The sequence below is a fragment of the Streptomyces sp. NPDC088707 genome (genome assembly GCF_044752725.1).
GTDB lineage: Bacteria > Actinomycetota > Actinomycetes > Streptomycetales > Streptomycetaceae > Streptomyces.
Genome location: NZ_JBIVLV010000017.1, coordinates 47175 through 61353, shown reverse-complemented (window position 1 = coordinate 61353; position 14179 = coordinate 47175). Strand labels below are relative to the sequence as shown.

Genomic DNA, 14179 nt, shown 5'->3' with positions numbered 1-14179 from the left:
CGGCAGCCGCCGCGGCCCCTGTCCCGCGCTGCTGCTATCCCGCCGCGAGATACATCGCCGACGGTCCCGCCCCCGCCGTGTTCCGGCAGCTGTGGTTGCCCGTCGGGCGGGCGTGGACCAGGGCCAGGCAGCGGCCGAGGGCCTGCTGGCCGTAGGCGTTGGGGTGCATGGACTCCTGGACGAGCCCCTGGGTGCTCTGGCTGTCGATCCAGCGCGCCCACTCGCTCGTCGCCCCCGACGTCGGCGCCGTCGACGTCACCTGACGGCTCGCCTTCGCGCACACCTCACGCCCCTGGAGCGCGTCCCGCAGGTCCATGAACTGCACGCCCTTGGCCGCCGCGACGCCCTTCAGGCGGTTGGCGAGCTGCGGGACGAGGGAGTCGCGGGCCCAGTCGGCGTCGGCGTTCCAGAAGGGGCAGCCGCCGGTGTTCGTACGGGTCCAGCCGCTCTCGCCGTACCGGTTCTCGGCGGCGCGGGGGAGGGGGGAGGGGTAGGACTGGAGGACGATCCGGTAGTCGGAGGAGGCGTATCCGGCGCCCGTCATCACGGCCCGGATCTCGTCGACCGAGCGGCCGACGTCCGCCATCACGCCGTCGATCCGGGCGTCGACCTCGGCCTGCTGGTCGTCGTGGCAGTACGAGTACCAGACGATGTAGTCCGTGGCGCAGGTGGCGATGATGTCGGCGAAGCCGAGGTCGTTGCCGCCGATGGAGAGGGCGATCAGCTCCACGTCGTGCGAGGCGGCGACGGCCGCGAGCTGGTCGGCCTGCGGGGCCTCGCCCTTGTACGCCCGGCCGCCCTGTGAGGCGCGGACGACGTTCTCGGTCGTCGCTCCGGAGCAGGCCAGGTTGATGAGGCTGCTCGCGAGCGGTCCCGCGCTCCGCACCTCGGCGGTGTCCGAGCGGTGGCAGCCGCCGGCGGTGGCGCCGTACACCCGGGAGGGGTCGTAACCGCTGCCCGTCCAGGCCCGGTCGGTGCCGTTGCGGTTCCCCGAGTTGGTGAGGCTGTTGCCCAGCCAGCGGCCTGCCTCTCCGGAGATGTAGCTGTCGCCCATGGTGACGACGGCGGTGGGGCCCGTACCGGGGGACGCGTGGGCGGAGGGGGCGGCGACGGAGGCGAGCCCGGCGGCGGTACACAGTGCCAGGAGTGCGCGCAGCGCGCGGTGGGGGGACGAAGGCATGGCTGTGCTCCTGCGGTACGCAGTGACGTGGGGGACAGCCGCCGGCCGGTGGCATGGCGGAATCTGTCACCCGCTGGCTTGTTACCGCTAGGTAGCTGCATATCTCGGTTGCGTCACGTCCCCTGTCGTCCCACAGGAACGGGAACAGGGCCCCGTCTCCGGTGCTGTGCGACACCGGGGACGAAGCCCTGCTCAGATGCTGTCCGACCGGCTGTGCGGGCCGTCGGGTCAGCCGTGCTGCCGTGAGATCAGCCGACCAGCTGCTCGTACGCGGGGAGCGTCAGGAAGTCGGCGTAGTCGGCGTCGAGGGAGACGTGCAGGAGCAGGTCGTGCGCCTGCTGCCACTTGCCGGCCGCGAAGGCCTCCTCGCCGATCTCCTCGCGGATCGCGTCCAGCTCCTCGGCGGCGACCTTGCGGGCCAGCTCCGGGGTGGCCTTCACCGTTTCTCCGGCGTGCTCGAACTCGACACCGGCGTTGATCCACTGCCAGATCTGCGAGCGCGAGATCTCGGCGGTGGCCGCGTCCTCCATCAGGTTGAAGATGGCGACGGCGCCGAGCCCGCGCAGCCATGCCTCGATGTAGCGGGTGCCGACCTGAACGGCGCTGACCAGGCCCGCGTATGTGGGCTTGGCGTCCAGCGAGTCGATGGCGATCAGGTCGCCGGCCGCGACCGAGACGTCCTCGCGGAGCCGGTCCTTCTGGTTCGGCTTCTCGCCCAGGACGGCGTCGAAGGAGGCCATCGCGATCGGGACCAGGTCGGGGTGGGCGACCCACGAGCCGTCGAAGCCGTCGCCGGCCTCGCGGTCCTTGTCGGCCTTGACCTTCTCGAACGCGATCTTGTTGACTTCGGCGTCCTTGCGGGACGGGATGAACGCCGCCATGCCGCCGATCGCGTGCGCGCCGCGCTTGTGGCAGGTGCGCACGAGGAGCTCGGTGTACGCGCGCATGAACGGGGCCGTCATCGTGACCGCGTTGCGGTCCGGAAGGACGAACTTGGCGCCGCCGTCACGGAAGTTCTTGACGATGGAGAACAGGTAGTCCCAGCGGCCGGCGTTCAACCCGGCGGCGTGGTCGCGGAGTTCGTAGAGGATCTCCTCCATCTCGTACGCGGCCGTGATGGTCTCGATGAGGACCGTGGCGCGGACGGTGCCCTGCGGGATGCCGACGTAGTCCTGGGCGAAGACGAAGATCTCGTTCCAGAGGCGGGCCTCCAGGTGCGACTCCGTCTTCGGCAGGTAGAAGTACGGGCCCTTGCCGAGGTCGATCAGCCGCTGGGCGTTGTGGAAGAAGTAGAGGCCGAAGTCGACGAGCGCGCCGGGGACCGGGCGGCCGTCGAAGGTGAGGTGGCGCTCCTCCAGGTGCCAGCCGCGGGGCCGCATGACGACCGTCGCCAGCTCGCCGGCCGGCTTGAGGGCGTACGACTTGCCCGAGCGCGGGTCCGTGAAGTCGATCTTCCGGGTGTACGCGTCGATCAGGTTGAGCTGACCCAGGACCACGTTCTCCCAGGTCGGCGCCGAGGCGTCCTCGAAGTCGGCGAGCCAGACCTTCGCGCCGGAGTTGAGCGCGTTGATCGTCATCTTGCGGTCGGTCGGGCCGGTGATCTCGACTCGGCGGTCGTTCAGGGCCGCCGGGGCCGGCGCGACCTTCCAGGAGTCGTCGGCGCGGATCGCCGCGGTCTCCGGCAGGAAGTCCAGGGTGGACGTGCGGGCGATCTCGGCGCGACGCTCCGCTCGGCGGGCGAGGAGCTCGTCCCGGCGCGGGGTGAACCGCCGGTGCAGTTCGGCGACGAAGGCCAGGGCGGCCTCGGTGAGCACCTCTTCCTGGCGCGGCAGGGGCTCGGCATCGACGACGGCCAGGGGGGACGGCGCTGGTGCGGACATGAACTGTCACTTCCTTCAGCGGACTTCACGGGCGGTGCCAGACGGCCGCCGGGCGTCGCGGGACGGCACGCAGTGCCGCAGGCGCCGAGATACGGCCGCAAGCGCCTTCTGAACGGACAGGCGCTTCTGAACAGTGGATACTAGTTTCCTCATGGTGGAAGTTCAATGGTTTGTTGACGTCGAGATTCTCCGCGTCGACAGACCATGGCGCTGGGTGCCACGCCTTTCACTCCAAGTGCGCCAGATCCTCCTCGGTGTCGATGTCGTACGGCTCGGCCACATCCGAACAGTCCACCGGGGTGATCGCATCCCGGTGCGCCGCCAGATAGTCCCGCGCGCCCCGGTCGCCCACCGCGAGCTCGGCGATCCCCGCCCAGTGCCCGGCGCCGAACAGCACCGGATGGCCCCGCTGCCCGTCGTACGAGGCCGCCGCCAGCGAATCCCGCGAGACGTACGCCGCCCGGACCCGGGCCACCGCCTCCGCCCCGATCCCCGGCTGGTCGACCAGCAGGACGAGCGCCGCGTCGACCCCGCGCGGATCGGCGGCCAGCGAGTCGAGCCCCGCCCGCAGCGAGGACCCCATCCCCTCGGCCCACCGCGGGTTCTCCACGAGCACGCACCCGGGCAGCTCCGCCCGCTCCCGTACGACCTCGGCCGACGCGCCGAGGACCACGTGCACCACCTCGCACCCGGCCGCGCGCAGCACCCCCACGGCGTACTCGACGAGGGGCCGCCCCCGATGCGTGAGCAGCGCCTTGGGCCGCCCCCCGAGCCGCCGCCCGCCCCCCGCGGCGAGCAGCAGTCCGGCGACGAGTGGCGTGTGGACATCCGTTCGGTCATGCGCTGTTGTCATGGGGACTGCATACCTCATCAGGCGGAATCACACGGTCGCCTGAATTACCCGGGCGAAGGGTGGCGCGGTGGGGTGGCGAAGGAGTTAACTGACCCGCAACTCACGGCGCCCGACCACCGCCCGGGGTCGGCTCGGAGCGCTGCTCCGGGTGTGCGGAGTAGGGAGTTCTGCGCACAGTGTCGTGCGAGGGGGAGAACCATGTTGCGAAGCGTGGGGCAGAGGCGAGTGACCGGCGAGGGCGTGGACCCGAGGGTGGCCGAACTGCGGTCCGCCGTGTCCCGGCTCCGACGTGAACTGGCCGCCCACCGGGTCGAGTTCGCCGACCGGGGCATCGCCGAGGACGAACTCGCCGCGCTCGACGCGATGGCGCTGAGCGGCGCCCCCGAGGTACGGCGGCTGCGCCGCTCGCTGCTGCTCGTCGCGGGATCGGTCGGGTCCGTCAGCGCGCTCGCGGAAGGGCTCGCCGGCGTCCGCCGTGCGGTGGAACTCTTCGGGCCGCCGACGCCCCGGGGACCGGTCGACTGACGGGCGCGCGGGGGCGGCCGTGGCGCGACAGGTCCGCGATGGCGGCTGTGGTACGGCGGGAGTCCGAGGGCAGCCGTGGCGGGACGGGCGCGGCGACCGGGGGCTGGGGGTGGGTGACTTGCCGACCAGGCCGGGCTCGCGGCCTGACCGACAAGGCACCCCTAGCGCCTGATCAGGCGGCGGGCCGTCGCCGTCGCCACCGCCGCCGTGCGGGACTCCACGCCCAGCTTCGCGAAGACATGCACCAGATGCGACTTCACCGTCGCCTGGCTCAGGAACAGCACCTTGCTGATCTGCTGGTTCGACAGGCCCTCGCCCACCAGCTGGAGCACCTCCAGCTCGCGCTTGGTCAGCGCCTCCGCCGGGGTCCGCATCCGGTCCATCAGCCGGTGCGCCACCGCCGGGGCGAGGGCCGACTGCCCGGCCGCCGCCGTACGGACCGCCGCCGCCAGCTCCTCCGGCGGCGCGTCCTTCAGGAGGTAGCCGGAGGCGCCCGCCTCCACCGCCGCCAGGATGTCCGCGTCCGTGTCGTACGTCGTCAGGACCAGCACCTTCGGCCCGCCGGGCACAGCGGTGATCGCCGCCGTCGCCTCCGAACCGTGCATCCCGGAGCCGAACTGCAGGTCCATCAGGACCACGTCCGCACCCCCGGCCGCGGCCAGCTCCACCGCACGCTCGGCGGTCGCCGCCTCCGCGACGACGGCGAAGTCCGGCTCCGTGTCCAGGACCGCGCGCAGGCCCGCCCGTACGACCGGGTGGTCGTCGGCCAGCAGAAGACGGATGGTCATGCTCTTCACGCTCCAGCGGGGAGGGGGAGGGACACGGCGACGGCCGTGCCCTGGCCGGGGGCGGACTCGACGGTGAACGTGCCGCCCAGCGACTCCGCGCGCGAACGCATCGCAGGTAGCCCGAAACCGCCGTCGGAGGAGGGCCGCACCGCGCCCGGTTCAAAACCCTCGCCGTCGTCGACCACGTCCAGGGTCACCGATGCGTCCATGAACGACAGGGTGATCTCCGCGCGCGACGCGCCCGCGTGCCGCACCGTGTTCGCGACCGCCGACTGGGCGATCCGCAGCAGCGCCACCTCGTAGGGGGTCGGCAGCTCGACCGGCGTACCGCTGACGGAGAAGCGGACCCGCGGCCCGGCCCCCGGCTCGCACAGGCGCACCAGGGCGGCCGCCAGGGAACCGTGCTCCAGGTCCGGCGGCGACAGCGCCCGGACGAACCGCCTGGCCTCCGCCAGGTTGTCCTGGGCCTCCTGCCGGGCCCGGTCGATGTGGTCCGCGGCCGGGGACCCCGGCGGCAGCGCCCGCTCGGCCGCGCGCAGCAGCAGCTGGATCGAGGACAGGCCCTGCGCGAGCGTGTCGTGGATCTCGCGGGCGAGCCGCTCCCGCTCGGCGAGCGTCCCCGCGTGCCGCTCCGCCGCCGCCAGTTCCGCCCGCGTCTCGATCAGCTCCTCGATGAGCCGCCGCCGCCGCTCGCTCTCCCGGTACAGCGCGTGGTAGCCGAGGACCGTCGCCACCGCGACCGCCGCACCGAGCAGCGGCCCGATGAAGACCCCGGGATTGAGCGCGGCGCCGTGCCCCACGTACGAGAGGATCGCCGCGACCGCCGTCAGCGCGACCGCCGGCAGCGACCAGGGCGCGGGCAGCAGATGCAGCTGGAGGAAGTAGAGCGGGAAGGCCACCCAGAGCGCCTCCGGGGTCAGCCACAGCATCGCGAGCCAGCACGCGCCCAGGACAGCCAGCCACACCGCGGCGGCCCGCTGCGAGTCCCGTACGGACGGCAGAGACGACCCGGCGGCGTAGACCGCGCCCGTCACCACCGCGAGCACCGTCCCGGTGGCCGAGTGGGCGCGTACCGCCGCGAGGACGAGCAGGCCCGCCATCAGCAGGTGCAGACAGAGGCGCAGCGCGCGCAGGACGGGTGTGAGGGGCCGCTGGGCGGGGTGGAGCGAGGAGTGGGGCGCGGGGTGGAGGGAGGAGTGGGGATCCATGTTCCCTCCAGCGTAGACAGCGGCAGAGAATCCGGGCTCAACCGAAAGTTTGATGACGGAGCCATCCGTGGCGCGATGCCCCGGGGCACCGCGCCGACCACTCTGGTCAGCATGTTCGTCGCATGGAGAGACCTCGGATTCGCCAAGGGGCGGTTCGCGCTCATGGGCACCGTGATCGTGCTGATCACCCTGCTCGTGGGCCTGCTGTCCGGACTGACCGCCGGCCTCGCGCGGGAGAACATCTCCGCGATCACCGGCCTGCCCGCCGACCGGCTCGCCTTCGCGGCGCCGCCCTCGGGGCAGTCGGTCTCCTTCACCAACTCGACGGTGACGGAGAAGCAGTGGGGCGCGTGGGCCGGACGGCCCGGGGTGACGGCGGCCTCGCCCCTCGGCATCCGTACGCTCAACGGCGCCGCCGGGGACCGCACCGCCGCCGTGTCCGCCTTCGGTACGGAGCCGGAGGGCGGGCTCGCACCCGTGGCGCCCGCCCCGGCCAGGGCCGTGCTCTCCGAGTCGGCCGCCGAGGAGCTGGGCGTCGCCGTCGGCGACCCCGTCCGCCTCGGCCCCCTGGAGCTGACCGTCGCGGCGGTCGCGGGCGATGCCTCGTACAGCCACACGCCGGTCGTGTGGACGACCCTCGACGACTGGCAGCGGCTCGGCCACAGCGGCGCCACCGCGGAGGCGCAGGCCACCGTCGTCGCACTCCGCGGCGCAGCGGGGACCGACTGGGGCGCCGGCGACAAGGGCGTCGGCACCGAGGCGCGGACCGTCGACGAGGCCCTCACCGCCATAGGGTCCTACCAGGCCGAGAACGGCTCGCTGCAGCTCATGCGCGGCTTCCTCTTCGTCATCTCGGCCCTCGTCATAGGAGCCTTCTTCACCGTCTGGACCATCCAGCGGAGCGGCGACGTAGCCGTCCTGAAGGCCCTCGGCGCCTCCACCCCGTACCTCCTCAAGGACGCCCTCGGGCAGGCGGTCCTCATGCTCACGGCGGGCACCCTGCTCGGGACCGGGCTCGCCGTCGGCGTCGGGGCGCTGGTCAGCGGCGGGAACGTGCCGTTCGTCCTCGAACCGCTCACCGTCCTCGCGCCGGCCGCCGTGATCGTCGTACTCGGAGTCCTCGGGGCGGCGCTGTCCATCCGGCGGATCACCGCCGTCGATCCCCTCACCGCGCTCGGGAGTGCCCGATGAGTCTCGTCCTCGATGCCGTCACCCTCACCTACCCGGACGGCGACGGCCGGCTGACCGCGCTCGACGAGGTCTCCCTCACCGTCTCCGCCGGCTCCCTCACGGCCGTCGTCGGACCCTCCGGCTCCGGCAAGTCGAGCCTCCTCGCGGTCGCCGCGACGCTGGTGACACCGGACCGGGGGCGGGTCGTCGTCGACGGTACGGAGACGGGGGAACTGGACGCGGCCGGGCGGGCGGCGCTGCGGCGGGAACGGATCGGGATCGTGTTCCAGCAGCCGAACCTGCTGCCCTCGCTCACGGCGGCGGAACAGCTCCAGGTGATGGCGCACGTCTCGGGGCGGCCGGCGAAGGCGGCGCGCGGCAGGGCCCTGGAACTCCTCGACGCGGTCGGCCTCGCGGACCTGGCCGGGCGCCGGCCGCACCAGCTGTCCGGGGGACAGCGGCAGCGGGTCAACATCGCGCGAGCCCTGATGAACGAGCCGGCGGTGCTGCTCGTCGACGAGCCGACGAGCGCGCTGGATCATGAACGGGGGGCGGCGGTGATGGAGCTGCTCGCGGGGCTGACGGTGGCGAGGGGGACGGCGACGGTGCTGGTGACGCACGACCGGGGGCACGCGGGGCGGGCGGATCGGGTGGTGGAGGTCAAGGACGGCCACGTCTCGGAACCGGCGCGCCTCTGACCCCTCCGCGCGCCGAGCCCGCGCCGTGAGTTGAGCCCTGCCGCGCGGCGCGCCCTGAGCGGAGCCCTGCTGCGCGCCGCGCCGTGAACCACGGCCCAGCCCCAACGCGGGCCGCCACCGGCCTGGGCGACGCGCCCGCCGCCGCCCCTCCGTTGTGGGCAACTGTTCCGCTGGGGCGGAACGGGTGGGCACAACGGACGGTGCCCTTTGCCGGGCCTAGGCTTCCGCGCCCTGACCCGCACCTCGTGTGCACCGAGTCAGGGGTGCGGGTCCGGCACAGGGGGCGGAGGCGCCGCCAAGCGCGCCGTCCCGTGTGCCCACCCGTCCCGCCCTGCGGGACGATTGCCCACACGGAGGTGGGCGGGGGTGGGCGAAGCCCGGGGAGCTACGCGCCCCCGTTCGCCGTCGTGTTCGCCAGCGCCGCGGACAGTTCCCGCGCCACTTCCTGCAGGATCGGGACGATCTTCTCCGTGGCCGCCTCCGTCACCCGCCCCGCCGGGCCCGAGATCGAGATCGCCGCGGCCGTGGGGGAGTCCGGGACCGAGACGGCGAGGCAGCGGACCCCTATCTCCTGCTCGTTGTCGTCGACCGCGTACCCCGTCTCGCGGACCGCGACGAGCGCGTCGAGGAAGCCGTCCGGCGTCGTGATGGTCTTCTCGGTCGCCGCCGGCATGCCGGTGCGGGCGAGCAGCGCGCGGACCTCCTCGGCCGGGGTGTGCGCGAGCAGTGCCTTGCCGACGCCCGTCGAGTGCGGCAGCACCCGCCGGCCGACCTCGGTGAACATGCGCATCGAGTGCTTGGACGGCACCTGGGCCACGTACACGATCTCGTCGCCGTCGAGCAGCGCCATGTTCGCCGTCTCGCCGGTCTCCTCGACGAGCCGCGCCAGGTACGGGCGGGCCCAGGTGCCGAGGAGGCGGGAGGCGGACTCGCCGAGCCGGATGAGTCGGGGGCCGAGCGCGTACCGCCGGTTGGGCTGCTGGCGCACGTACCCGCAGGCGACCAGGGTGCGCATCAGGCGGTGGATGGTGGGGAGCGGGAGTCCGCTGCTTGCGGAGAGCTCGCTCAGCCCGACCTCGCCCCCGGCGTCGGCCATCCGCTCGAGGAGGTCGAAGGCACGCTCAAGGGACTGGACGCCTCCGCTTGCGGCGGGCTTGGCGGCGTCGGTGGTGCTGGCGCTGGACGTCGGCACGTCAACGGTCCTTTCGGGGCAGGCGGGCAAGGCAGCAGCCTACCGGCCCATCGGCCGGGGTACATGGTCCTGGTGTCGGCGTCCGCGCCGGTCAGGACGTGTTTGTCCGGTGTCGGTGACGGTCCGGAGCCGTCCGGGTCGGCCCCGGCTGTACGGAGCTACGTTCTACTGTACGGAATTTGCATTCCACTTGGTGGAAACATCCAAGTGGCGTGCGGCGGCGCCCGGCGTCCGCGGCGATGCTGGAAGTGTGCCCTTGACGACATGTCGTCCGGAAGTGAAGACTCCTTCAACAGTTCGTTGAATTCTTTCCCTGAAGCACTGGAAGAGGGGTACGGGTGGACGTCAACCTGGTCCTGCGCTCGACGCGTGTCATCACCCCCGAGGGGACACGCCCGGCGTCGATCGCCGTCTCCGGAGGGACGATCGCGGCCGTGCTGCCGTACGACGCCGAGGTACCCGCCGGTGCCCGGTTCGAGGACGTCGGCGACGACGTCGTCCTGCCCGGACTCGTCGACACCCACGTGCACGTGAACGACCCCGGCCGCACCGAGTGGGAGGGCTTCTGGACCGCCACCCGCGCGGCCGCCGCCGGCGGCATCACCACCCTCCTCGACATGCCCCTCAACTCGCTGCCGCCCACCACCACCGTGAAGAACCTGCGCGTCAAGCAGGAGGTCGCCCGCACCAAGGCCCACGTCGACGTCGGCTTCTGGGGCGGTGCCCTGCCCGACAACGTCAAGGACCTGCGCCCGCTCCACGACGCCGGTGTCTACGGCTTCAAGTGCTTCCTGTCGCCCTCCGGCGTGGAGGAGTTCCCCGAGCTCGACCAGGAGCAGCTCGCGACCTCGCTCGCCGAGATCTCCGGCTTCGACGGCCTGATGATCGTGCACGCCGAGGACCCCCACCACCTCGCCGCCGCGCCCCAGCGCGCCGGCGGCGCGTACGCCGACTTCCTCGCCTCGCGTCCCCGCGACGCGGAGAACACGGCGATCGAGAACCTGGTCAACCAGGCCCGCCGGCTCAACGCCCGCGTCCACGTCCTGCACCTCTCCTCCTCGGACGCGCTGCCGGTCCTCGCCGCCGCCAAGGCCGAGGGCGTCAAGGTCACCGTCGAGTCCTGCCCGCACTTCCTCACGCTCACCGCCGAGGAGATCCCGGACGGTGCCACCGAGTTCAAGTGCTGCCCGCCCATCCGCGAGGCCGTCAACCAGGACGCGCTGTGGCAGGGGCTCGCGGACGGCACGATCGACTGCATCGTCTCCGACCACTCCCCGTCCACGACCGACCTCAAGACGCCCGACTTCGCGTCCGCCTGGGGCGGCATCTCCTCCCTCCAGCTCGGCCTCCCCGCCATCTGGACCGAGGCCCGCCGCCGCGGCTTCGACCTGACGGACGTCGTCCGCTGGATGTCCGAGGGCCCCGCCCGGCTCGCCGGCCTCACCCGCAAGGGCGCCATCGAGGCCGGCCGCGACGCCGACTTCGCCGTCCTCGACCCGGAGGCCACCTTCACCGTCGATCCGGCCGAGCTCCAGCACCGCAACCGGATCACCGCCTACGCGGGCAAGACCCTCAACGGCGTCGTCACCTCCACCTGGCTGCGCGGAGAGCGGATCGCCGACCACGGCACCCTCGCCGAGCCCTCCGGCCGCCTCCTCGAAAGGAACAACTGACCCGTGAGCACCGGCATACCCTCCTTCACCGGCGACGCCAGCCCTTACGGCGGTGGCGACCCCTACGCCGACTACCGGACGGCCGACTTCCCCTTCACCCAGTACGCCGACCTCGCCGACCGGCGCCTCGGCGCGGGCGTGATCGCCGCCAACGACGAGTTCTTCGCCGAGCGGGAGAACCTGCTCAAGCCCGAGGCCGCCGAGTTCGACCCCGAGCACTTCGGCCACAAGGGCAAGATCATGGACGGCTGGGAGACCCGCCGCCGCCGCGGCATCTCCGCCCAGCAGCCGCACCCCACCGAGGACGACCACGACTGGGCCCTCGTACGGCTCGGCGCGCCCGGCGTCGTCCGCGGCATCGTCCTCGACACCGCCCACTTCCGCGGCAACTACCCGCAGGCCGTCTCCGTCGAGGCCGCCTCCGTCCCCGGTTCGCCCTCGCCCGAGGAACTCCTCGCCGACGACGTGAAGTGGACGACGCTCGTCCCGCGCACCGCCGTCGGCGGCCACGCCGCCAACGGCTTCGCCGTCGACGTCGAGCAGCGCTTCACCCACCTCCGCGTCAACCAGCACCCCGACGGCGGCATCGCCCGCCTCCGCGTCTACGGCGAGGTCGCCCCCGACCCGAAGTGGCTCGGCGTGCTCGGCACCTTCGACCTCGCGGCCCTGGAGAACGGCGGCCAGGTCGAGGACGCCTCCGACCGCTTCTACTCCCCGGCCACCAACACCATCCAGCCCGGCCGCTCACGCAAGATGGACGACGGCTGGGAGACCCGCCGCCGCCGCGACAAGGGCAACGACTGGATCCGCTACCAGCTCGTCGCCGAGTCCGAGATCCGCGCCGTCGAGATCGACACCGCGTACCTCAAGGGCAACAGCGCCGGCTGGGCCGCGCTGTCGGTCGCGGCCGAGGGCTCCGAGGAGTGGACCGAGATCCTGCCCCGGACCCGCCTCCAGCCCGACACCAACCACCGCTTCGTGCTCGACACCCCGGCGGTCGGCTCCCGCGTCCGGATCGACATCTACCCGGACGGCGGCATCTCCCGCCTCCGCCTGTTCGGCTCCCTCACGGACGCCGGTACGGCGCGCCTGACGGCCCGCCACCAGGAACTGGGCGGCTGACCCCGGACCCGTACGAACAGGCGGGCCGGGGCACGTCCCCGGCCCGCCCCGTGAACTGGGCGGGTACGACACCCCGCCCGGCCCGCGAGGGCGCACCGGCATGACAGCACCGGTGCGCCCTCGCGAAACTCCCCTTTCCCCTCAGGCTCGGGTTCGCCTCCGGGGCGATCGCGCCTGTTCCCCCGGCGCGCCCCCATGCCCCGGCCCCGCGGAGGCGGGCAGGGGCCCGGCCTCCCCGGGCGAGGGTCCGCCGGCGTGGGGTCACGCCGCGTGCCCGCCGTCCACCGAGAACTCCGCGCCCGTCACGTACCGCCCCTCCGGTCCCGCCAGGAACGCCACCATCGCGGCCACCTCGTCCGGGGTGCCGAAGCGGCCCAGTGCCGTCATCGCCGCCTGGCCGTCCGCGTACGGGCCGTCCGCCGGGTTCATGTCGGTGTCGACGGGGCCCGGGTGGACGAGGTTCGCCGTGACGCCGCGTCCGCCCAGCTCCCGCGCGAGGCCCTTCGTCAGGCCGATCAGCGCCGTCTTGCTCAGCGCGTACAGCACCCCGCCGGGACCCGGCACCCGCCGGGTCATGCAGCTGCCGATGGTGATGATCCTGCCGCCCTCCGGCAGCCGCCCGGCCGCCGCCTGCGAGGCGAGGAAGGCCGCCCGGACGTTCACGGCGAGGACCCGGTCCACGTCCGTGAGGGCCAGGGACTCCAGCGGGCCGAGGACGCCGACACCGGCGTTGTTCACCAGGACGTCGAGCCGGCCCAGGGCGTCAGCCGCCCAGTCCACCGCGCCCGCCGCGTCCCCGGCGTCGGCCGCGTCGGCCCGCAGGGGCAGTGCCTTCCGTCCGGCCGCCTCGATGCGTGCCGCCACCTCCTTGGCACGCGCCTCGTCCTTGACGTAGGTGAAGGCGACGTCGGCGCCCTCCTGCGCGAGCCGTACGGCCGTGGCCGCGCCGATCCCGCGGCTGCCGCCCGTCACCAGAACCGCCGTGCCGTTCATCGTGGACATCCCGAACCTCCGTGAGAAGAAGCCATAAGTGGTTGCGGGTTCAATGAAAGTCGCGGGGGCGTCCCGACGCTGGCATGAATCGGACGCCGACCCGGTCACCGATGAGTTCCGCCGGACGGCACGGTCTGAACTGCCGAGACACGATGGACCGGAGACGAAAGGGCACCACCATGGCCACGCTCAGCCTCACCCAGTTCCTGACCCTCGACGGCGTGCACCAGGCCCCCGGCGGCCCGGAGGAGGACCCCAGCGACGGCTTCACGCACGGCGGCTGGTCCGTGCCGTTCGGGGACGAGGACTTCGGACGGTTCATGGACGGGGTCTTCACCCGGCCGACCGCCTTCCTCCTCGGCCGCCGCACGTACGAGATCTTCGCCGGGTACTGGCCGAAGCAGACGGACCCCGCCGACCCGATCGCCACGAAGCTGAACGTGCTCCCCAAGTACGTCGCCACCACCACCCTCGAATCCGCCGACTGGGCCGGGACCACCGTGCTCCGCGGGGACGTCGTCGAGGAGGTCAGGGCGCTCAAGGAGCGCATTGACGGGGAGATCCAGATGCACGGCAGCGGCGGTCTCGCCCGGACCCTGCTCGACCACGATCTGATCGACACCCTGCACCTGCTCGTCTTTCCGGTGGTCCTCGGCACCGGCCGCCGCCTCTTCGCCGACGGAGTGCGCCCCACCGCCTTCCGGCTGACCGACGCGCGCACGACCGGTGCCGGCGTCACCCTCACCACGTACGCGCGCGTGGGCCGCCCCGAGTACGGCAGTTACGCCTGACCGGTGCCGGGTTGCCCCGTGCCCCCGTGCCCCCGTACCCCGTGCCCCCGTACTCCGTCCGCCAGGCCCGTCACCGGCTCCCGTGGACGGACCGGCGGGAGACCTG

Annotated in this window: 13 protein-coding genes; 6 read left to right on the top strand and 7 right to left on the bottom strand. The window is 72.9% G+C overall.

What is annotated here, in order from left to right; all coding sequences use genetic code 11:
- Nucleotides 1-34: 34 nt before the first annotated feature.
- From ACIP84_RS35915 to ACIP84_RS35905, 3 genes are all read right to left on the bottom strand, one after another.
- Nucleotides 35-1180, bottom strand: a complete 1146-nt coding sequence (locus ACIP84_RS35915) for a GDSL-type esterase/lipase family protein (RefSeq protein ID WP_401803991.1) — start codon at nucleotides 1178-1180, stop codon at nucleotides 35-37.
- Nucleotides 1181-1428: 248 nt separating this feature from the next.
- The gene (aceB, locus tag ACIP84_RS35910) at nucleotides 1429-3060 is read right to left on the bottom strand and encodes a malate synthase A (RefSeq protein ID WP_401803988.1); all 1632 of its coding nucleotides are present in this window, start codon (nucleotides 3058-3060) and stop codon (nucleotides 1429-1431) included.
- A 226-nt stretch (nucleotides 3061-3286) separates the two neighbouring features.
- A complete protein-coding gene (locus ACIP84_RS35905; RefSeq protein ID WP_401803986.1) occupies nucleotides 3287-3913 on the bottom strand; it encodes an NTP transferase domain-containing protein in 627 nt (208 codons plus the stop codon).
- Nucleotides 3914-4111: 198 nt separating this feature from the next.
- On the opposite strand from ACIP84_RS35905, the gene ACIP84_RS35900 reads away from it, so the two are divergent.
- Nucleotides 4112-4438 carry a DUF5955 family protein gene (locus tag ACIP84_RS35900; RefSeq protein ID WP_229314796.1) on the top strand — a complete coding sequence of 109 codons (327 nt, stop codon included), beginning with the start codon at nucleotides 4112-4114 and terminating at the stop codon, nucleotides 4436-4438.
- A 161-nt stretch (nucleotides 4439-4599) separates the two neighbouring features.
- On the opposite strand, the gene ACIP84_RS35895 is transcribed toward ACIP84_RS35900, so the two are convergent.
- Together ACIP84_RS35895 and ACIP84_RS35890 are read right to left on the bottom strand one after the other, a co-directional pair.
- Nucleotides 4600-5226, bottom strand: a complete 627-nt coding sequence (locus ACIP84_RS35895; protein WP_355960275.1) for a response regulator transcription factor — start codon at nucleotides 5224-5226, stop codon at nucleotides 4600-4602.
- 5 nt (nucleotides 5227-5231) lie between these two features.
- Nucleotides 5232-6434 (bottom strand): histidine kinase, encoded by a 1203-nt coding sequence (locus tag ACIP84_RS35890; RefSeq protein ID WP_401803982.1) that lies wholly within the window; start codon nucleotides 6432-6434, stop codon nucleotides 5232-5234.
- Between the two features lie 111 nt (nucleotides 6435-6545).
- Between ACIP84_RS35890 and ACIP84_RS35885 the strand changes: the two genes are divergently transcribed.
- Together ACIP84_RS35885 and ACIP84_RS35880 are read left to right on the top strand one after the other, a co-directional pair.
- Complete coding sequence (locus ACIP84_RS35885) at nucleotides 6546-7625, top strand: ABC transporter permease (RefSeq protein WP_401803980.1); 1080 nt, start codon at nucleotides 6546-6548, stop codon at nucleotides 7623-7625.
- Complete coding sequence (locus tag ACIP84_RS35880; RefSeq protein WP_401803977.1) at nucleotides 7622-8302, top strand: ABC transporter ATP-binding protein; 681 nt, start codon at nucleotides 7622-7624, stop codon at nucleotides 8300-8302. Before ACIP84_RS35885 ends, ACIP84_RS35880 begins: the two co-directional genes overlap by 4 nt.
- A gap of 385 nt (nucleotides 8303-8687) precedes the next feature.
- Here ACIP84_RS35880 and ACIP84_RS35875 read toward each other — a convergent pair whose 3' ends face one another.
- A complete protein-coding gene (locus ACIP84_RS35875) occupies nucleotides 8688-9494 on the bottom strand; it encodes an IclR family transcriptional regulator (RefSeq protein WP_030323875.1) in 807 nt (268 codons plus the stop codon).
- 338 nt (nucleotides 9495-9832) lie between these two features.
- Here ACIP84_RS35875 and allB point away from each other — a divergent pair, with 338 nt between their 5' ends.
- Together allB and alc are read left to right on the top strand one after the other, a co-directional pair.
- Nucleotides 9833-11167 (top strand): allantoinase AllB, encoded by a 1335-nt coding sequence (gene allB, locus ACIP84_RS35870; protein ID WP_401803974.1) that lies wholly within the window; start codon nucleotides 9833-9835, stop codon nucleotides 11165-11167.
- A 3-nt stretch (nucleotides 11168-11170) separates the two neighbouring features.
- On the top strand, nucleotides 11171-12289 hold the full coding sequence (alc, locus tag ACIP84_RS35865; RefSeq protein ID WP_355960287.1) for an allantoicase: 1119 nt from the start codon (nucleotides 11171-11173) through the stop codon (nucleotides 12287-12289).
- Between the two features lie 261 nt (nucleotides 12290-12550).
- Here alc and ACIP84_RS35860 read toward each other — a convergent pair whose 3' ends face one another.
- A complete protein-coding gene (locus tag ACIP84_RS35860; protein ID WP_401803972.1) occupies nucleotides 12551-13291 on the bottom strand; it encodes an SDR family NAD(P)-dependent oxidoreductase in 741 nt (246 codons plus the stop codon).
- 170 nt (nucleotides 13292-13461) lie between these two features.
- Here ACIP84_RS35860 and ACIP84_RS35855 point away from each other — a divergent pair, with 170 nt between their 5' ends.
- Entirely contained in the window at nucleotides 13462-14073 is a 612-nt protein-coding gene (locus tag ACIP84_RS35855; protein WP_401803969.1) for a dihydrofolate reductase family protein, read from the top strand.
- Nucleotides 14074-14179: the final 106 nt, after the last annotated feature.